This window comes from Streptomyces venezuelae, from assembly GCF_008642375.1.
Taxonomy (GTDB): Bacteria; Actinomycetota; Actinomycetes; order Streptomycetales; family Streptomycetaceae; genus Streptomyces; species Streptomyces venezuelae_G.
Genome location: NZ_CP029194.1, coordinates 7,955,410 through 7,975,072, shown reverse-complemented (window position 1 = coordinate 7,975,072; position 19,663 = coordinate 7,955,410). Strand labels below are relative to the sequence as shown.

The 19,663-nt window shown below is 71.9% G+C and carries 15 protein-coding genes; 11 read left to right on the top strand and 4 right to left on the bottom strand.

Features of this window, described 5'->3' with window-relative positions; all coding sequences use genetic code 11:
- Positions 1-134 precede the first annotated feature (134 nt).
- The 8 genes from DEJ46_RS36245 to DEJ46_RS36210 are packed head-to-tail and all read left to right on the top strand — an operon-like array spanning position 135 to position 7,869.
- A complete protein-coding gene (locus DEJ46_RS36245; protein ID WP_150273248.1) occupies positions 135-812 on the top strand; it encodes a CBS domain-containing protein in 678 nt (225 codons plus the stop codon).
- Entirely contained in the window at positions 809-2,611 is a 1,803-nt protein-coding gene (gene acsA / locus DEJ46_RS36240) for an acetate--CoA ligase (RefSeq protein WP_150273246.1), read from the top strand. Before DEJ46_RS36245 ends, acsA begins: the two co-directional genes overlap by 4 nt.
- On the top strand, positions 2,611-3,675 hold the full coding sequence (pdhA, locus tag DEJ46_RS36235) for a pyruvate dehydrogenase (acetyl-transferring) E1 component subunit alpha (protein WP_223835358.1): 1,065 nt from the start codon (positions 2,611-2,613) through the stop codon (positions 3,673-3,675). The genes acsA and pdhA overlap by 1 nt, the downstream gene beginning before the upstream one ends.
- A complete protein-coding gene (locus DEJ46_RS36230; protein ID WP_150273244.1) occupies positions 3,672-4,682 on the top strand; it encodes an alpha-ketoacid dehydrogenase subunit beta in 1,011 nt (336 codons plus the stop codon). Before pdhA ends, DEJ46_RS36230 begins: the two co-directional genes overlap by 4 nt.
- A gap of 1 nt (position 4,683) precedes the next feature.
- Positions 4,684-6,069, top strand: coding sequence for a dihydrolipoamide acetyltransferase family protein (locus DEJ46_RS36225; protein WP_150273242.1), 1,386 nt, complete (start codon positions 4,684-4,686; stop codon positions 6,067-6,069).
- Positions 6,066-6,335, top strand: a complete 270-nt coding sequence (locus DEJ46_RS36220; RefSeq protein ID WP_150273240.1) for a phosphopantetheine-binding protein — start codon at positions 6,066-6,068, stop codon at positions 6,333-6,335. The genes DEJ46_RS36225 and DEJ46_RS36220 overlap by 4 nt, the downstream gene beginning before the upstream one ends.
- Entirely contained in the window at positions 6,335-7,015 is a 681-nt protein-coding gene (locus DEJ46_RS36215; protein WP_150273239.1) for a CBS domain-containing protein, read from the top strand. Before DEJ46_RS36220 ends, DEJ46_RS36215 begins: the two co-directional genes overlap by 1 nt.
- Positions 7,012-7,869 carry a universal stress protein gene (locus DEJ46_RS36210; RefSeq protein ID WP_150273237.1) on the top strand — a complete coding sequence of 286 codons (858 nt, stop codon included), beginning with the start codon at positions 7,012-7,014 and terminating at the stop codon, positions 7,867-7,869. Before DEJ46_RS36215 ends, DEJ46_RS36210 begins: the two co-directional genes overlap by 4 nt.
- A gap of 10 nt (positions 7,870-7,879) precedes the next feature.
- On the opposite strand, the gene fdhF is transcribed toward DEJ46_RS36210, so the two are convergent.
- The 3 genes from fdhF to DEJ46_RS36195 form a co-directional block, all read right to left on the bottom strand.
- The gene (fdhF, locus tag DEJ46_RS36205) at positions 7,880-10,573 is read right to left on the bottom strand and encodes a formate dehydrogenase subunit alpha (protein WP_150273235.1); all 2,694 of its coding nucleotides are present in this window, start codon (positions 10,571-10,573) and stop codon (positions 7,880-7,882) included.
- Positions 10,570-12,177, bottom strand: coding sequence for an NADH-ubiquinone oxidoreductase-F iron-sulfur binding region domain-containing protein (locus DEJ46_RS36200; protein ID WP_223835357.1), 1,608 nt, complete (start codon positions 12,175-12,177; stop codon positions 10,570-10,572). The genes fdhF and DEJ46_RS36200 overlap by 4 nt, the downstream gene beginning before the upstream one ends.
- Before the next feature lie 140 nt (positions 12,178-12,317).
- Entirely contained in the window at positions 12,318-12,575 is a 258-nt protein-coding gene (locus DEJ46_RS36195) for an SHOCT domain-containing protein (RefSeq protein ID WP_150275073.1), read from the bottom strand.
- A 236-nt stretch (positions 12,576-12,811) separates the two neighbouring features.
- On the opposite strand from DEJ46_RS36195, the gene DEJ46_RS36190 reads away from it, so the two are divergent.
- The 3 genes from DEJ46_RS36190 to DEJ46_RS36180 all read left to right on the top strand — a co-directional run bounded on the left by DEJ46_RS36190 (position 12,812) and on the right by DEJ46_RS36180 (position 17,823).
- Positions 12,812-14,026: an MFS transporter gene (locus tag DEJ46_RS36190; RefSeq protein WP_150273231.1), complete on the top strand. Its 1,215-nt coding sequence runs from the start codon at positions 12,812-12,814 to the stop codon at positions 14,024-14,026.
- Positions 14,027-14,146: 120 nt separating this feature from the next.
- Positions 14,147-14,884 (top strand): ABC transporter ATP-binding protein, encoded by a 738-nt coding sequence (locus tag DEJ46_RS36185; RefSeq protein WP_150273230.1) that lies wholly within the window; start codon positions 14,147-14,149, stop codon positions 14,882-14,884.
- Between the two features lie 2 nt (positions 14,885-14,886).
- Positions 14,887-17,823, top strand: coding sequence for an FtsX-like permease family protein (locus DEJ46_RS36180; protein WP_150273228.1), 2,937 nt, complete (start codon positions 14,887-14,889; stop codon positions 17,821-17,823).
- A gap of 55 nt (positions 17,824-17,878) precedes the next feature.
- Here DEJ46_RS36180 and DEJ46_RS36175 read toward each other — a convergent pair whose 3' ends face one another.
- Positions 17,879-19,612, bottom strand: coding sequence for a sulfate permease (locus DEJ46_RS36175; protein WP_190623071.1), 1,734 nt, complete (start codon positions 19,610-19,612; stop codon positions 17,879-17,881).
- Positions 19,613-19,663 lie beyond the last annotated feature (51 nt).

Here is a 19,663-nt window from a genome sequence, read left to right as displayed (position 1 = left end):
CACCGTGCGTCCCGGCCGGCCGACGTCCATAGGGGCCAACAGTCCCGGAAGGGGACCATTCGGCACTGCCCCGGGTGGGCTTCGCGCAGCAGAGTGAGATCTGAGGCGGCCGCGTCCCGTGAAGGAGGACCGTCATGCAGCATCGTACGGTTTTCGAGGTGATGACCCACGACGTGGTCACCGCGGCCCCTGAGACCCGCTTCAAGCAGATCGCCCGGCTCTTCGCCGACCACGACGTCTCGGCGGTCCCGGTCGTCGACGCCGACCGACGCCTGCTCGGTGTGGTCTCTGAGGCCGACCTGCTGCGGACCACCGCCGAGCTCCCCGACCTGGAGGGCCGTTGGGCGGGTGTCCGGCTGCTGTCCCAGGAGCGAGGGCTGCCCGATGCGGAGACCGCCGCCCAGCTGATGACCTCGCCTGCCGTCACGGCTCAGGCGAACTGGAATCTCGTCGAGACGGCCCGGACGATGCAGCGCAGTGGTGTGAAGAGACTTCCCGTGACCGACGAGACCGGTCGACTCGTCGGGATCATCAGCCGCAGCGATCTGCTGCGGCCCTTCCTGCGCGGTGACACCGCGATCCGTGACGAGATCGAGCACGACGTCCTGGCCGACACCCTGCGCCTTGCCCCCGACACGATCCGCGTCACCGTCGACGACGGGGTCGTCGGGCTGACGGGCCGGGTCGACGAGCGGGCCGACATCCGCGTGATCGTGCGGCTCTGCCGTTCGGTCGACGGGGTCGTCGCCCTGCACGAATCGATCGACTACGTCCACGACAACCGCGCGCTCGACGTGGAGCCACCGCGATGAAGGCCCTGTGGGTGGCCCCGGTCATGCCCGACTACGAGAGTGCCCGGGACACGTTCTCCTGGCGGCGCGAGCGTGCGCGGCTCGCCGGGCTGCCGGACGGCGGCGTCAACATCGGGTACGAGGCGGTCGACCGGCACCTGCGCGAGGGTCACGGGGAACGGGACGCGCTGCGCTGCGTCGCCCGCGACGGATCCGTTCGGACGGTGACCTTCGCCTCGCTCGCGGCCGAGAGCTCCCGCTTCGCGCACGTACTGGAGACGCTCGGTGTGGAACGCGGGGAGCGGGTGTTCACCCTCCTCGGCCGCCGGTTCGAGCTGTACAGCACCGTCCTGGGAACACTGCGGGCCGGACGAGTCCTGTGCCCCCTGTTCACTGCCTTCGGTCCCGAACCCGTCGCCCTGCGCATGGAACTGGGCGGCGCCCGTGCGCTCGTCACGACCCGCGAGCTGTACGAGCGCAAGGTGGCCCCGGTACGGTCCCGCCTCCCTCACCTGCGGTACGTCCTGCTTCTCGACCCCGGGGCCGACCCGCCCCCGGACACCCTCTCCTTCCCCGCGCTCGCGGCCGCCGCGCCGAACACGTACCCGGTCGGACCGACCGATCCCGCGGATCCGGCGCTGCTGCACTTCACCAGCGGCACCACAGGCACCCCCAAGGGTGCGGTACACGTGCACGAGGCGGTCCTCGCCCATCACGTCACCGCCGCCTACGCCCTGGACCTGCACGAAGGCGACGTCTTCTGGTGCACCGCAGACCCCGGCTGGGTCACCGGCATGTCGTACGGCATCATCGCCCCGCTCACCCACGGCGTGACGACCGTCGTCGACGAAGGGGACTTCTCCCCTACCCGCTGGTACGGGATCCTCGCCGACCAGCACGTCACCGTCTGGTACACCGCGCCCACCGCGCTCCGCATGCTCATGCGGGCCGCACCGCGCGGCGGTGAGCCGACACCCCTCGCGCGGCACGACCTCTCATCGCTTCGGTTCGTCGCGAGCGTCGGAGAGCCATTGAACCCCGAGGCTGTGCACTGGGGCCGGAAGGCGCTCGGGATGCCCGTCCACGACACCTGGTGGCAGACCGAGACCGGTGCCATCATGATCGCCAACTTCGCGGCTGATCCCGTGCGACCCGGCTCGATGGGCCGACCGGTTCCCGGAGTCGAGGCCGCCGTACTGGCCTGCGGTGAGGACGGCCGCGCCGCGGTCACCGGCGGGCACGTCCAGGTCCTCCAGGAGCCGGGCTCCCAGGGCGAACTCGCCCTTCGGGCCGGCTGGCCGTCCATGTTCCGCGGCTACCTCCACGAACCGCACCGTTACGAGGCGTGCTTCGCGGACGGCTGGTACCTGACCGGCGACCTCGTCAGCCGCGACACCGACGGCTGGTACTGGTTCGTGGGCCGCGCCGACGACGTCATCAAGTCCGCGGGGCACCTCATCGGGCCGTTCGAGGTGGAGAGCGCCCTCATGGAGCATCCGGCGGTCGCCGAGGCCGGGGTCATCGGACGCCCTGACCCGCTGGCCGGCACGATCGTCAAGGCGTTCGTGCTGCCTCGTCCCGAGTATCCGCCCGACGCCGAACTACGGCGCGACGTCCTGGCGTTCGCCCGACGGCACCTCGGCCCGGCCGTCGCGCCCCGGGAGATCGAGTTCGTCGAGGATCTGCCGCACACCCGCAGCGGCAAGGTGATGCGCCGCCTGCTGCGGGCCCGCGAACTGGGCCTGTCCGAGGGCGATGTGTCGACGCTGGAGTCGCCCGAACCGGCCGGAACGGCCGGGCTCTCCGACAAGGAGCCGTGATGGCTACCGCACACGGCGGTACGTCCGCCGGGACATCGCAGACGAAGCGCCCCCGTCGCGCACACGGACCCGCGACGCCCTCCCGCACTCCTGCGGCGGCCCACGATCTGGACCTGCTGCGGCGGATGCTGCTCATCCGGCGGTTCGAGGAACGGTGCGTCGAGCTGTACAGCGCAGCGACGATCCGGGGCTTCGTGCACCTCTACATCGGCGAGGAAGCGGTGGCGGTCGGCGTGCACCAGGCGCTCGACGAGGCGGACGCGGTCGTCTCCACGTACCGCGAGCACGGCCACGCGCTGGCGCGTGGGATACCGCCCGAGGCCGTAATGGCGGAGATGTACGGGAGGACCACCGGCTGCAGTCATGGCAGGGGTGGCTCCATGCACCTCTTCGACGCAGACCGCCGCTTCTATGGCGGAAACGCCATCGTGGGCGGCGGACTGCCGCTCGCGGCGGGGCTGGCGCTCGCCGACCGGTTGCGCGGCGAGCCGAGGGTCACCTGCTGCTTCTTCGGGGACGGGGCCTTCGCCGAAGGCGAGTTCCACGAGACCGCCAATCTGGCGGCGCTCTGGGGGCTTCCGGTGCTCTTCGTCTGTGAGAACAACCTGTACGCGATGGGAACGGCCCTCGCCCGCGAACACGCCCAGACGGACCTGGCGATGCGGGCGGCGTCGTACGGTATGGCGGCCTGGGCGGTCGACGGCATGGACGTGCACGCCGTGGAGAAGGCCACGCGCGGGGCGGTCGAGTCCGTTCGAGCAGGCAACGGACCCCATTTCCTGGAGATGCGGACGTATCGGTTCCGAGCGCACTCCATGTACGACCCGGACCGCTATCGGCCGAAGGGCGAGATCGAGGAGTGGAAGCGGCACGACCCGGTCACCGGCCTCGCCGACGGCATGCGTGCGGCCGGACTCCTCGACGCCGCCGCGCTGGAGGACTTGGAGCACCAGGTCGCCGAGGAGATCGATCACGCCGTCCGGGCGGCCGAACGGGCCCCCGAGGAACCGGCCGAGGATCTGCTGCTCCATGTCACAGGCCGACACGAGGAGGCTCGGGCATGAGCACGCGTACGCGACCACGGGCGCATCCCGACGACGACACCACCACATACAGGGAGGCCCTGCGCGAGGGACTGCGCGAGGCCCTGGCCTCGGACGACCGAGTGTTCCTGATGGGTGAGGACGTGGGGCGCTACGGCGGCTGCTTCGGGGTGAGCCTCGGTCTCCTGGAGGAGTTCGGCCCCGATCGTGTCCGGGACACGCCTCTGTCGGAGTCCGCGTTCGTCGGAGCCGGTATCGGCGCCGCCCTGGCCGGGATGAGGCCGGTCGTCGAGATCATGACGGTCAACTTCAGCCTGCTGGCCCTCGACCAGATTCTCAACAACGCCGCCACCCTGCGCCACATGTCCGGTGGACAGCTCGGCGTGCCGCTGGTGATCCGCATGACGACGGGTGCGGGACGGCAGCTGGCCGCCCAGCACTCCCACAGTCTCGAAGGCTGGTACGCGCACATCCCGGGTCTCCGTGTCCTGGCGCCGGCCACGATCGACGACGCCCGCCATGTGCTGTCCGCCGCTCTGGACGACCCCGACCCGGTACTCCTCTTCGAGCACGGCAGCCTGTACAACGCGGCCGGAACGCTCGACCCGGCCGTCCAGCAGGTCGACCTGGACCGCGCGGCGGTCCGACGCGAGGGAACCGACGTCACGGTCGTCGCGTACGGCGGTTGCGTGTCCAAGGCCCTCGAAGCCGCGGAGGAACTGGCGGGCGAGGGGATCAGCGCGGAGGTCGTCGACCTGCGGACGCTGCGGCCCCTGGACGACGCCACGTTCGTCGGCTCCGTCCGGCGGACCCACCGGGCCGTCGTGGTCGACGAGGGCTGGCGCAGCGGCAGTCTGTCCGCCGAGATCGAGTCGCGCATCTGCGAGCAGGCCTTCTTCGAACTCGACGCGCCCGTCGAACGGGTGTGCAGCGCGGAGGTCCCCATCCCGTACGCCCGCCGGCTGGAGGAGGCAGCACTCCCCCAGCCGGCAGGGATCGCGGCGGCGGCACGGCGGGTGGTGAGCTGACATGGCCGAGTTCACCATGCCCTCCCTCGGTGCCGACATGGAGGAAGGCACGCTGTCCCAGTGGCTGGTACATCCCGGCGACCGGGTGGCGCGCGGCGACGTCATCGCGGTCGTCGAGACCGCCAAGTCGGCGATCGAGGTGGAGTGCTTCGAGAGCGGTACGGTCGACACCCTCCTCGTCGACGAGGGCACCACCGTCCCGGTGGGCACCCCGCTGGCCCGTATCGGCACGACTTCCGAAAGCAGGCCCACAGCGGACCTGTCCCCGTCGACGCCCCTGGTCCGCCGACTCGCCCAGGACCGGCACGTCGACCTCGCCGCCCTCCATGGTTCGGGACCGGGAGGCAGGATCACACGCGCGGACGTGGAGCACGCGGAACCGGAGCCGAAACCGGAGCACGACAAGACCACCGGCCTCTCCGAGCCCACGCACACCGCGACCGCGCGGCAGCAGGGCACGGAGCCGGGGCGACGGAAGCGGAGCCGAGGCGGGGCCGAGGCGTCCACGCCGACGGCACGGCCGCCGCGGCCGGTGCACAGCGACGACCCGGCCGGGGAGCGTCAGGCTCCGCAGCGCGTGAGGTCCTCACCGCTCGCGCGGCGGCTGGCCACGGAACTGGGCATCGACATCGCCGAGGTGACCGGCACGGGTCGGGGCGGCACCGTCCGTGCGGAGGACGTCCGTTCCGCCACAGCGGCCGGGGACGCAGCGCGGCCGGCCGTCCCGAACGTGGCACGGGCGGCGACCGCCCGGCTCATGAGCCGATCCAAGCGGGAGATCCCTCACTTCTACCTCTCCACGACCGTGGACATGGCAGCAGCCCTGGAGTGGATGCACGCCCGGAACCACGAACTGCCCTTGTCCGGCCGTCTGGTGCCCGCCGCACTTCTCTTCAAGGCCGTCGCGCTGGCGGCGCGGAAGGTGCCCGAGCTCAACGGGCACTGGGTCGACGACGACTTCGTCCCGGCGGAGGACGTACGGCTGGGCGTCGCCGTCTCCCTGCGGGGCGGTGGCCTCGCCGCCCCGGCCCTCGCCCACGCCGACGCGCTCACCGTGGCCGAGATGATGGCCACGCTCAGGGACCTGGTGGCGCGGACGCGGGGCGGACGGCTCCGGGCGTCCGAGACCGCCGACCCCAGCCTCACCGTCACGAACCTCGGCGACCAGGGCGTCGAGGCCGTGTTCGGGGTCGTCTACCCGCCGCAGGTCGCGCTCGTCGGCCTCGGCCGGATCGTCGAGCGGCCGGTGGCCGTGAACGGCCTGCTGGGAGTACGTCCCGTCGTGACGGCCACGCTGTCCGCCGACCACCGAGCCGCCGACGGCGCCACCGGCGCGCGCCTCCTGACCACCATGGACAGGCTCCTGCAACGACCGGAGGAACTGTGAACCACGACGAGGCGAAGGCGTTCGTCCGGCAAGCCGTGCAGCGTGTCGTTCCCGACGCCGACTTCACCGGGCTCGATCCCGGCGTGTCCCTGCGTGACACGTTCGAGCTGGATTCGCTGGACTTCCTCGAGTTCGTCGAAGCTCTCGCCGAACTCAGCGGAACGGAACTCACCGAGGACGACTACCCGGCCCTCGACACCTGGGACGGCTGCGCCGCTCGCCTGGTGGCCGAGGCCGGTGCGTCCGCACAAGGAAGGAGCGGATGATGCGCCACCGCAGGATCGACCAGCTGATGACCCGTGAGGTGGTGAGCGTCCGCGGCGACACCCCGTTCAAGGAGATCGCCCGCACGCTCTCGCAGCACCGGGTGACCGCCGTACCCGTGGTGGAGGGCGACGGCCGGGTCGTCGGGGTGGTGTCGGAGGGCGATCTGCTGCGCAAGACCGCCGACCAGGCCGCCGCACCGAGTGGCCTGCCGGCCGTTCCGGACCTGGAGGCGTGGGAACGGACGAAGGCCGAGGGAACGCGGGCCGAAGAGCTGATGTCCGCCCCCGCGGTGTGCGCCCGCCCGGCATGGACCGTGGCCGAGGCGGCACGGCTCATGGAGGTCCAGAGGGTGAAGCGGCTCGTCGTCGTCGACGCGGACGACCACCTGCTGGGCATCGTGAGCCGCCGCGACCTGCTGGGCGTCTTCCTCCGTGAGGACGACGACATCCGCAGGGAGATCGTCGAGGACGTCCTCGGTGAAACGCTGCGTCTCGGACCGACCGCCCTCGCCGTCGAGGTGCGTGACGGCCGGGTGGAGCTCAGCGGCAGGCTGCCCTTCCGGGGCATGGTCCCGGCGATCGAGCGTATGTGCGCGACCGTCGACGGCGTGGTCTCGGTCTCCTCCACCCGTCTCACGTACGACGTCGACGACATCGAACGAGGAGGTGGACGATCATGACGCGGAGCATCGTGGTCGGCCTGGACGGTACGGAGCAGGCCGACGCCGCTGCGGAGTGGGCGGCCGAGGAGGCGCTGCTGCGCGGCACGGACGTGCATCTGGTACATGCGAAGGAACCGGTACCGGAGGCCGCTCTGTCGCTCGTGGAGTGGGAGTCCGAGGAACGGTGGGCCAGGGAGATGATGGCACGCACCGCCGGTGAGCTGCGCGAGCGCCATCCCGGCCTGTCGGTGACCTCCCGGGTGCTGCCCTCGGGGCCCGTTCCGGGTCTGGTCGCCGCGGCTGAGGAGAGCGATCTGCTCGTTCTCGGCTCGCGGGCACTCGGCAGCGTGGCCGGCTACCTGCTCGGCTCGGTCGGCCTGACGGTCGCCGGCGTCGTCGAGCGTCCTGTCGTGCTCGTACGGGCCGTCAGCGCGGCGAGCACTCCACGAGGCCCTGTCGTGGTCGGGGCCGACGTGCGGCAGCCCGTGGACTCCGTGCTGGGCTTCGCCTTCGAGGAAGCCGCGCGACGGCACACGCGGATCCTCGTCGTGTACGTACAGCAGCTCCCGCTGCACGCGGGAATGGGGCCCGCGATGGTCCCGGACTTCAGGCTCTCCATGGTGCCGGAGATCAAGCGTTCGGTGGAGGTCATGCTGGAACCCTGGCGGGCGAAGTATCCCGACGTCGAGGCGGTCGCCCGCGTGGCGGTCGGATCGGCCGGACTCGAACTGGTGGCGGTCGCCCGGGAGGCCTCCCTCGTGGTGGTGGGCCGGCGTTCCCGCCAATCGGCGCTCGGCGCGCACATCGGCAGCGTGGCCCACGCCGTCCTGCACCACAGCCCGGTGCCCGTGGCACTCGTTCCCCACGACTGATCGGTGCCGGTCAGCTCTCGGGCGCCGCCGGACGCAGCCGTACCGCCGTGACCTTGTACTCCGGACACGAGGTCACGGTGTCGGCGTGCTCCGAGGTGAGGGAGTTGACGCCACTGGCCGGGAAATGGAACGCGCAGAAGACCTGCCCGGGTGCCAGTGCCGTTCCGACGCGGGCGACCAGTCGCGCCTGTCCGTGACGGCTCTCGACGATGACCGGTGTGCCGTCCCGCACGCCGAACCGGGCGGAGTCCTCCGGGTGCAGGTCCAGGCGGTCGGACGCGTCGAGAAGGAGGTTGCCGCCGCGCCGGGTCATGCTCCCGGAGTTGTAGTGGGCCCAACGGCGCCCGGTGACGAGCACCAGAGGGTAGTCGTGATCCGGTTCTTCGCCGGGCGGTAGATAGGGGGCCGCCGACAGATGGGCCCGTCCGTCGGGCGTGGCGAACTCCTCGGCGTACAGGGTGGCTTCGCCCGGCCGGTCCGGTGCGGGGCAGGGCCAGGGCACCGCCCCCTCCCGGTCGAGCCGCTCGTGCGAGAGACCCGCGAAGAGAGGTGTCACACGTCCGCACTCGGCGAGAGCGGCTGCCGGGGTGGGGCAGTCGAGGTCGGCACCGAGGGCCTCGGCGACGGCGTGCACGGCCTCGAAGTCGGAGCGCGCCGCACCGGGCGGAGCCACGGCTGGTCGTACGCGCTGGAAGCGGCGGTCGAAGTTGACGAAGGTCCCGTCCTTCTCCAGCCAGGAGGCCACGGGCAGGACGACATCGGCGTGGTGGGTGGTCTCGCCGAGGAAGAGCTCGCTGACCACGACGAGCGGGCAGACGTCGAGGGCCTCGGCCACGCCCCGGCTGTCGGGGTCGGTCGCGCACACGTCCTCTCCGATGATCCACAGCGCCCGCAGCCGGCCCTCGCGAGCCGCCGCGAACATCTCGGGGATGCGCATACCCGGCCGATCGGGGACCGGTCGGCCCCACACCGCTTCGGCACGGGCGCGGGCCGCGGGGTCGGTCACGCGGCCGTAGCCGGGGAGCAGGTCGGGCAGGGCGCCCATGTCGGAGGCGCCCTGGACGTTGTTCTGGCCGCGCAGGGGGCTGATGCCGAACCCGCGACCGGTGGCTCCGACGGCTCCGCGCAGGATGGGGAGGTTCGCCAGGGTCCGGACGCCGTCGGTGCCGTGCAGGTGCTCGGTGACGCCGAGTCCGTACAGGACGGCCGGCCGCTCCGCGCGGCCGTAGAGCCGGGCGGCCTTCCTGATGTCGTCGGCGGGGACGCCGGTGATCTCGGCGGCGCGCTCGGGCGAGTAGTCGGCGAGCAGGTCGGTGAGTCCGTCCAGTCCGGTGGCCCGGTCGTGGAGGAAGTCCGGGTCGGTCATGCCTTCGTCGACCAGGACGTGGGCGAGACCGTGGAAGAGGGCGACGTTCGTACCGGGGCGCGGACGCAGGTGCACGTCGGCATGGCGGGCGAGGCCCACGGCTCGGGGGTCGGCCACGATCAGGGAGGCGCCCGCGAGTGCCCGCTGGAGGAGGCGGGCACCGACGACGGGGTGGGCCTCGACAGGATTGGCGCCGACGACCATGAGGCAGTCGGAGGTCTCGACGTCGTCGAAGGGGTCGGTGCCGCCGGCTCGTCCGAAGGAGGCGCTGAGGCCGGCGGCGGAAGGGGCATGGCACAGGCGGGAGCAGTTGTCGACGTTGTTGGTGCCGATGACGGTCCGCAGGAACTTCTGGACGAGGTAGTTCTCCTCGTTGGTGGCGCGGGCGGAGGAGATCGCGGCGACCGTGTCGGGGCCACTGTGGAGGACGGCCGCGCGCAGGCCGTCGGCGATCCGGGTCACCGCCTCGTCCCAGGTCGCCGGTCGCAGTTCGCCGTTCTCCCGGATCAGGGGCTCGGTGAGACGTTCGGCGGAGTCGAGGTATCCGTGCGCGAAGCGGCCCTTGACGCAGGCGTGGCCCCGGTTGACCGGTCCGTCCCGAGCGGGGAGTACGGCAGCGACACGATCCTCGCGGACGACGACGTCGAGGGTGCAGCCGACTCCGCAGTAGCCGCAGGTGGTGCGTACGCGGTCGCCGGGGACTCGCCGCGAGGTGAGGCCCTGGCCGGGGCCGGGCCGGCTGATCGCCCCCGTGGGACAGGTGTCGACGCAGCCGCCGCAGGACACACAGTCGGAGTCGGCCCAGGGGCCGCCGGTACCCGGGGCGACGACCGTGTCGGCACCGCGTCCGGTGAGGGTGAGCGCGAAGGTGCCCTGGACGTCCGAGCACATCCGGACGCAGCGCCCGCACGCGATGCACAGGTCGCGGTCGAGATGGACGTACGGATGACTCTCGTCGCTTCCGCGCGTGGGAGCACCGGCCGCCGTGCTCCGGGGGATCCCCAAGGCCCGGCACGCGTCGGCCAGTTCACTGTGCGCGCTGTCGGCGAGGGCGTGCGGCGGGAGCGCCGAGGCGATCAGGGCGACCGCGTCCCGGCGCAGGTTCCGCACGCCGTCGTCGGCGGTGTCGACGGTGAGGCCCGGCAGTGCGGGCGTGACGCAGGCGGCGACGGTCCGGCCGTCGGCTCGGACCAGGCAGGTCCGGCAGGACCCGGCGGGCCGGAGACGGTCGTCGTGGCAGAGGGCGGGCAGTTCGGATCCGGTGGCACGTACCGCGTCGAGCAGTGAGGATCCGTCGGGCAGTTCGACCGGCACGCCGTCGACCTGGAGCCATGTCATCGGTCCCATCCTTCCAGGGCCGGCCCGTAGGCGCGGGCCAGGCTGCGGACGGCTGCGGGCACACGGCGGCCGAACGCGCAGAGGCTCGCCTCGCTCATCAGCCGTGCCAGTCCTTCGTAGGACTCCCCCGGCCCGGCCCGGCCCTGTGCGAGTTCACGCCCTCGCCGGGTGCCGATCCGGCAGGGCGAGCAGGCTCCACAGCTCTCGTCCGCAGCGAACTCCCATATGTGGCGAAGGAGTTCGTACGGATCGGTTGCGGCATCGAAGGCGACCATGCCGGCGTGACCGAGGGCGGCACCATGCTCGGCGAGCGCTGCCGTGGTGAGGGGGACGTCGAGCGCGGTCCCGGCGAGGAAGCCGCCCAGGGGCCCGCCGATCTGGAGGGCGACGAGCTCGCGGCCGTCCTTGAGGCCGCCGCCGAACCGGGTGACGATCTCGTCCACGGGGGTACCGAGCTCGACCTCGTAGGCTCCGGGCCGAGCGAACCGCTCGGACAGGCAGACCAGCTTGGTGCCTGTCTCTTCGCCTACGCCACGTCGGGCGTAGGCCGTGCCGCTGTGGCGCACGATCCAGGGCACGGCCGCCAGCGTCTCCACGTTGTTGACCACCGTCGGTGTGTCCCACAGACCGTGGTCCGTGGGGTAGGGGGGTCTTGGGCGGGCACAGCCGCGAGCGCCTTCGAGGCGGGCGATGAGGGCGGTCTCCTCGCCGGCGACATAGGAACCGGCTCCCTCGACGATCTCGACGAACGGCCGCGGCCCGGCCGTCTCGACCGAACGGGCCAGATCGCCGGACTCCGTCGCACGCTCCACCGCCCTGCGGAGCCGGGCCATGGCTCTCGGATACTCGGAGCGCACCAGGACGATCCCGCGCCGGGCTCCGCAGGCGAAGCAGGCCAGGGCGAGCCCCGTGAGGACGCGCTCGGGGTCCTCCTCCATGAGCAGCCGGTCGGCGTACGACCCCGGGTCGCCCTCGTCCCCGTTGGCGACGACGACCACCTCCGGCATTCCCGCCACCGCGGCCCACTTCTCGGCAACCGGGAAGCCGGCGCCTCCTCGCCCACGCAGTCCCGAGACGGTGATCTCCTCCCGCACCTCCTCGGGCCGCAGCCCGGCCACCGCCTCGTGCCACTCGTCCCAGGCGGACTGCCCTCCCACGATGCCGGCGAGCAGGATGGGAGCCCCCGTGGTGTCGGCCGCGGGGATGGCGGGCGCGCGCGGCTCGGTCCGCCCGCCGAGTTGTTCGGCCAGGTCCGGGCCCGTGCGAGGGAGGGTGCCGTCGAGGGCCGCCGGGCCCGCGTAGCAGTAGCCGAGGCAGTGCACGGTCTGCAGCGAGGTCGAACCCGTTTCGTCGCCCGTGCCCGCCACCACTCCGAGTGCCCGTTCGACCTCCGCCAGGTGCTGTCCACCCCGCGAGGCGAAGCACGCCGTAGCGGTGCAGACCCGGACATGGCGCTCGCCGCGTCGGGCGGCGAGATCGGCGAAGAAGGTGGCGGGGCCGAGACCTGCGGCGGCCGGCAGTCCTGCTGCCGCCGCGACCTGGGGCGCCCAGGCCCCCGGCTCTTCCGCGGTACCCGCCCTTGCACGCTCCAGCGCGGTCGGCAACAGCCCCCCGCGCCCTCCGTGCCGTGCGGTCAGCTCACGGAGCGCATCTGGGCGTCGGCCCGGCTCCCCGGGCGTCCGGCCGGTCATTCTTCCAGGGTGACCGGCCGCGCCCACGCCCGCACCCCGGCCGGTCACGGGGTTCACGGTTCCGCACTGCGCAGGGCGGTCAGGCGCCGGCGGTACTCCTCCTCGTCGATCTCGCCACGCGCCAGTCGCTCGCCCAGGATCTGCTCGGCCGACGTGGCGGGCCGAGACCCCGACGGCCGTTCCGAAGGACGGCCCATGGTGCGGAGGAGCATCACCGCGATGGTGATGAGCAGGCCCCAGAACAGCACCATCCCGGCTGACATGGCGAACCAGCCCCATCCGTTCATGCCGTCGCCGTACCAGAACATCATCGCCACTCACCCTCCCGACGGCCGGGCCGGCAGGAACCGGACGCCCCTGCCTCCGGTCTGTCCGCCACCACCGTGCACCGCCCGGAAGGCCCGGCACAGGGCCGTCCGGCCCCTGGCAGGGGGCCGGACGGGCACGTAAAGGAACAAGCGGCCCCTGGGAGCCGGAATCCCGACGGCCGGAGGCTGGGAGCAGCAGGGCTCCTACGGCCCATGAGGATCACCGCCGGGAGGCCACCATGGTGCGGAACTCGGGGATCCGACCGCTCGCGGATGCGCCGCGCCCGTGGCAGATGCTTCTCCTCGCCACCGTCGGGTTCGCGCTCTGCTTCTGGGCGTGGGCGCTGCTGGCCCCCCTCGGCCCACGGCTCCGGGACGATCTCGGCCTCAGCTCCTTCGAGCAGTCGCTGGTGGTCGCCGTGCCGGTGGTGGTCGGCGCGCTCGGCCGGATCCCGGCGGGAGCACTGACGGACCGCTGGGGGGCACGCCGGGTGTTCCCCCTCGTCGCGGCCCTGACGATCCTCCCCGTGCTGTACCTGGGTCACCTGGCCGACTCGTTGGCCGAGGTGCTCACGGGTGGCTTCCTCCTCGGGCTCGGAGGAACAGCCTTCGCCGTCGGCGTCCCCTTCGTCAACGCCTGGTACCCGCCCGCACGGCGGGGTGTCGCCCTCGGAATCTTCGGGATCGGCACCGGCGGTACCGCCCTGTCGGCGTTCACCACCGTCCAGCTCGCCGACGCCGTCGGACGGGCCTTCCCCTTCGATCTCGTGGCCACCTGCCTCGCCGTGTACGCCGCGGCGGCCTGGTTCCTGCTCCGCGACAGGCCGGGGCGCGCGACGACGTCAGGGTCGCTGTTCTCGCGCACAGCCCTGGCCGTGCGTACACCGGCCACCTGGCAGCTGGCGTTCCTGTATGCCGTCTCGTTCGGCGGATTCGTCGCGTTCAGCGTCTACCTGCCCACCTACCTCACCAGGGCCTACGAGCTGGGGCGCTCCGACGCGGCACTGCGGACTGCGGGATTCGTCGTCCTCGCCGTGGCGATGCGGCCGGTGGGGGGTTGGCTGTCGGACCGTATCCACCCGGTGCCCGTGCTGACGGTTTCGTTCGGGCTCGTTTCGGTGTGCGCTCTGGTCGCGGCGTTCGAAGCGGACCTGGTCCCCGTGGGAACGGCGGCCTTCCACGGCATGGCAGCGGGCCTGGGTGCCGGGTCCGGGGCGGTCTTCGCGCTCGTCGCACGTCTGGTGCCGGCCGAGCGGGTCGGCTCGGTGACGGGCGTGGTCGGGGCGGCGGGCGGTCTCGGAGGCTTCTTCCCGCCGCTCGTGATGGGATTGGTGGACAGCGTCGCGCACGACTACACGTGGGGATTCGTCCTCCTCGCCGTCACCGCGACCGGCGCGGGCACCCTGGCCGCCACCACTGTCCGGCGACGCGCCCGGGCGACCGCGGACGTCTGATCGCGGCTGCGAGACCACCCGTGCAGGCCTCCCGGTTGCCCGGCGATTGGGCCGTTCGGCCCGGTTCGGGGCCTGGGTGGCCGTAGCCGCCGGTTCTCTCCGGAAGCTGGTATGGAAGACATGAACGCCGACCGCGCACTCCTCGTCGCCAGCGGGGTACGCAAGATCTACCGGACGGGCTCCGTCGAGGTCACCGCCCTGATCGACCTGGATCTCCTCGTGCGCCACGGGGAGATGGTGGCGGTCATGGGTCCGTCCGGCTCCGGAAAGACCACGCTCCTGAACTGTCTGTCCGGGCTCGACGACATCGACGCCGGCCGGGTGGAGGTCGACGGCCACGACCTGTTCGCCATGTCGGACGCGGCGCGAACGGAGCACCGGGCCCACACCATGGGGTTCGTCTTCCAGGCGTTCAACCTCATACCGGTCTTCTCCGCGGTGGAGAACGTCGAACTTCCCCTGTTGCTCGTGGGCACGCGGCCGCGTGAAGCGCGTCGCAGGGCTCTGGAGATGCTCGACCGGGTGGGCCTCGGCCACCGGGTCGAGCACCGGCCGAGCGAGATGTCCGGCGGTGAACAGCAGCGGGTGACCATCGCCCGCGCCCTGGCCGGGCGGCCCGCCATCGTGTGGGCGGACGAACCCACCGGCAACCTCGACAGCGCGATGGCCGACCAGGTCATGGACCTGCTGTGCGAGCTCAACCGGGACGAGGGCCAGACGATCGTCCTGGTCACGCATGACAGCGCCATCGGCGCCCGCGTGCCCCGACTGATCCGGATGCGCGACGGGCAGCTGGTCGACGACGTCCGCCAGACAGTCACCGCCCCGGCCACGGTCCGCGACATCCCCATGGGCTGACCATGTACCCGAACCTCCTCATCCCACTGCTCACCGCCCTCGCGCTCGCCCTCGCGGCCCTGGTGGTGGTCGCCGTCCGGCAGCCGGTGTCACGGCGGCTGGCCTTCCGGCAGGTCGCCCGCCGACGCACCGAGGCAGCGCTGGTGATCGGCGGGTCGATGCTCGGCACGGCCATCGTCATCGGGGCCCTGGTCGTCGGCGACACCTTGAACTTCTCCGTACGCCAGGAGGCGTACCGCACCCTGGGACCGGTGGACGAGCGCGTCGTCGCACCCCCCGGGCCGACCGGGCGCGCCGTCACCGAACGGCTGGCCGCTCTGGCGGACGATCCCGACGTCGACGGAGTCCTGAACGCCCAGGCCACCCAGGCATCGGCCGTCAGCACCGCCGACGACCGTACGGCGGCGGAGCCGCGCGTACTGGCCTGGCAGATGGACTTCGACAAGGCCGCACGCTTCGGCGCACCGGGGGGAGACTCCGGTCTCGGCGGGCCGAACCCGAAGCCCGGCCAGGTCGTGGTCAACGAGCCGCTGGCCCAGTCCCTGAGCGTGGGAGCCGGGGATCCGGTCACGGTGTACCTGTTCGGGACACCGCAGACGTACAGGGTCGAGCGTGTCGTGCCGGAGCAGGGTCTGGCCGGCGTGGGCCTGGGCGGCAGGTTGAACCGCGACGTGTTCCTGCCACCGGGGGCCCTGGATTCCGCCGCCCGGGCCGCCGGTGCGGAGCCGCGCTCGGTCACCTTCGTGTCCAACCGCGGCGGCGTCGAAAGCGGCGAAGCCCTGACCGACCGGGTGACCACCGACATCCGGAAGGCCCTGGGCCCGCTCGCCGGGCAGACGGCGGTCGAGACGCCGAAGCAGACGGTCCTGCGCGACGCCAAGCAGGCCGGTGACTCCCTCGGAGCCCTGTTCCTCATGATCGGCAGTTTCAGCATCATCGCGGGCGCCCTGCTCCTGGTGAACATCTTCGTGATGCTCGGCGAGGAGCGGAAGTCCCAGATGGGCATGGTGCGGGCAGTGGGGATGAAGCGCTCGCGGCTCGTCGGGTCGTTCACTCTCGAAGGGGCCGCCTACGCGCTGTTGTCCGCGCTGCCGGGAGTGGCGCTCGGGGTCGCCGTCGGCTGGGGCGTCGCCGTGGTGGCGGCGCAGATCTTCCAGGGCTGGTCGGTCGGCGGAAGCAGCCTCCGCATCGCGTTCGCCATCACTCCCACCAGCGTCCTCAACGGACTGGCCATGGGGCTGCTCATCGCCTTCGCGGCCATCCTGGCGACAAGTGTGCGCATCAGCAGGTTCAACATCATCGCCGCGATCCGCGACCTCCCCGCCACGCCCGGCCGGGGCCCACGCCGCCGTCTCCTCGCGATCTCCACGGCCCTGGCCGTCCTGTGCGCGCTGGTGGCCGTCCCGGCCGTGGCGCGCAGCCAGCCCGACGCGACCTACCTCATGCCGGCACTCGCGCTCGCCTTCGCCACTCCTGCCTTGCTGCGTGTCCTCCCTCGTCACACGGCCACCACCCTGGTCGCGGGAGTCGTCCTCGCCTGGACGCTCCTGGCACCTGTCATCCGCCCCCGGATCTTCGACACCCCCTCGATGTCCGTGTACGTCATCCAGGGCGCCCTGGCCGCCTTCTCCGCCGTGGTGCTCGTCAGCAACAACCAGAAGATCCTGCTGCGCCCCGTACGACGGCTCCTCCAGCGCCCGACAGAGGGCGGCCTGGCGGCGCGGCTCGCGGTCGCGTATCCGCTGGCCAAGCGGTTCAGGACCGGCGCGACGCTGGTGATGTACACCCTCATCGTGTTCGTCCTCGTGCTCCTGACGGAGATCTCGGGCATCATCCGTGCCGGGGTCGACGGAGTCGTCGCCGATGCCACCGCCGGATACTCCCTGCGCCTGGACTACAACCCACAGGTCGCCGGCGACCGCCTCGTCCCCGAACTCCGCAGTGGCCCGTCGGCCGCCGGGATCGCCGCCGTCACGCCGCTGCTCAACGCCACGGGGCGGGCCACCGACCCGGGACACCGCAGCCCTCGGCCGCTGGACGCCGCCGTCGTCGGCGTGCCCGACGAAGCGATCACCGGCATCACGTTCCGGGAACGCCTGCCCGGCCTGAACAACGACGCCGCCGTATGGCAGGCCCTCGCCTCCGACCCCCGCTACGTCGTGCTGGACGGCTTCTTCGGCAGTACCGGCGGCCCGGCCGGCGACTACTACGACCCCGGGGACAGCCTCACCCTGACGGACCCCAGAACGGGCCGCAGCGAACAGAAGGTCATCGCCGGCGTACTCAGCAACGGACTCGTCTTCTACCCCGGCACCGGCGCCAGTTCGACCACCTACCCCGTGGTGCTGAGCGAGCAGGCGACGCGCGAGCTCTTCGGCGCCCAGGCACAGAACGCCTCCGCACTGGTGAGAACCGACCCCGGAACGTCCCCCGACGCCCTGGCGACCCGACTTCAGGGCGAGCAACTCTCGTCCAGCCTGGTCGCCACACCCATAGAGTCGGACATCCGCCGACAGTTCGACTCCAGCACCGCCTTCTTCCGTCTCATGCAGGGCTTCCTCGCCCTGGGCCTCGGTGTGGGCATCACCGGCCTCGGCGTCGTCATGGTCCGAGCCGTACGCGAACGCCGCCGCACCATCGGAATCCTGCGGGCCCTGGGCTTCCGGGCACGGACCGTCCAGCGGTCGTTCCTCTGGGAGAGCGCCTTCATCGCCCTGGAGGGAATCGTCCTCGGATCCCTCCTCGGCGTGCTCACCACCTGGCTGATGTACAGCAACAGCGCCGCGTTCGAGGGCCTCGAAGGAGGTTTCCCGGTCGAATGGGCCAGCATCTGCGCCCTGGCCGCAGCCACCTTCGCCGCGTCGCTCCTCGCCACGATCGGGCCTGCCCGCCGTGCCGCCGCCATCCGCCCGGCACTCGCGGTCCGCGTCACCGAATGAAGGGCCGCGCGAGCCTCACTGCGCTGCGCAGCAACCGGCTGAACGGCGGCGACTCCTACTCCGGAGAAGCGTCTCCTCGGGCGCGGTGCCAGTCCTCGTACGCGGCCACCGCCGTGGGCAGTGTGGGAAAGATCAGATCGTCGCCGACGGACTCGGCCAGCCCGTAGGCGTCGAGATCGTCGAGCAGGTCCTGCTTCACACGTGCCAGCGCGAACACGATGCCGCGCGCGGACAGTTCGCGGCGCAGCTCGTCGACGGAGTCCAGCGCGGTGATGTCCACCTCCACATTGGCCTCGGTGTTGAGCACGAACCAGTGGACCGGCCCAGGCTGCTCTGCGACGGCGGCCAGTGCACGGCGGCGGAAGTTCTCCGCGTTGGCGAAGAACAGCGGCGAGTCGTACCGATAGACAAGCAGCCCGGGAATCGTACGAGCCTCCGGATAGTCGTCGACGTCGTGCATGCCGGCCACGCCCGGGACCAGCCCCTGGACGGCATCGTGCGGGCGCGCCACCCGCGTCAGAAGCTCGGCCACCGACAGACCGACCGCCACCAGCACCCCGTACAGAATGTCCAGGGACAGCACGCCGCACAGGCAGCCGACGGCCAGCAGGAGTTCCCTGCGACGAAAGGAGGCCAGCCGCCGAAATCCCGCCAGGTCGATCATCTTGACGGCGGCGTAGATGACCAGGGCGCCCAGCACGGCAACCGGAGTGAGGCTCAGCAGCGGGCTGAGGAACAGCAGTACGGCGAGAACGACCGCGCCGGCGGTCAGGGAGTACACCTGACTTCGCGCGCCTGTGGAGTCCGCCAGCGCGGTGCGGCTGGCACTGCTGCTCACCGGGAACCCGCTCAGGACGCCCGCGCCGAGATTCGCGGCGCCCAGGGCCAGCAGCTCCTGGTTGGCGTCCAGGCGCCCGACCTCGTCGCCGGTGGCGAAGGCACGCGCGGTGAGGATCACATCCGTGTAGCCCACGAGGAGGATCCCGAGCGCCGGAACCATCAGCCGGGACAGCTCGTCGAAGTCCGGCAGAGCCGGATGGGGCAGTCCCGTCGGCACCGCTCCGATCACGGCGATGCCGTGCTCGTCCAGGCCGAACGCCGCCACGGCCACGGTTCCGAGTCCGACCACCACCAGCGGCCCAGGCACCGCACGGAGGACGAGCGGAAGGGCGACGAGGAGGACGAGGGCGGTGCCAGCGAGGGCGATGGTGGCGGGCTGGGCCTCGGGCAGGTTCTGCGCGAAGGACACCAGCTGCGGAAGGAAGCCCGACCCGGTGGTGCTCACGCCCGTCACCTTCGGCAGCTGATCCACGATCATGATCAGCGCCACACCCGCGAGATAGCCGACCAGGACCGGCCGCGAGAGGAGATCGGCGAGGAAGCCGAGCCTGGCCGCGCACGCCACCAGGCACAGCAGCCCGACCGCGACCGCCAGCGCGGCCGCCAGTACGGCATATCGCACAGGGTCCCCGGCTGCGAGCGGCGCGACAACGGTGGCGGTCATGAGTGCGGTCGTCGACTCCGGCCCGACCGACAACAGCCGCGACGAGCCGAGCACGGCGTACAGCACCAGTGCGGGCAGAATCGCCCACAGCCCTGCGACAGGCGGCAGCCCCGCCACGGTCGCGTATGCCATGACCTGCGGCACGAGATACGCCACGACGGTCACGCCCGCCAGCAGGTCGCCACGCAGCCAGGAGCGCTCGTAGCGGGCGAGGACAGCGATCCCAGGCGCTCCAGGTACCCAACGGCGCCACCCCGGATCGCCGGGTCGGGCGGGCTGCGACACGAGGCTCCTCTCCCCCGCCGCTTCAAGGTCTCACCGACTCTGTCACGGCCG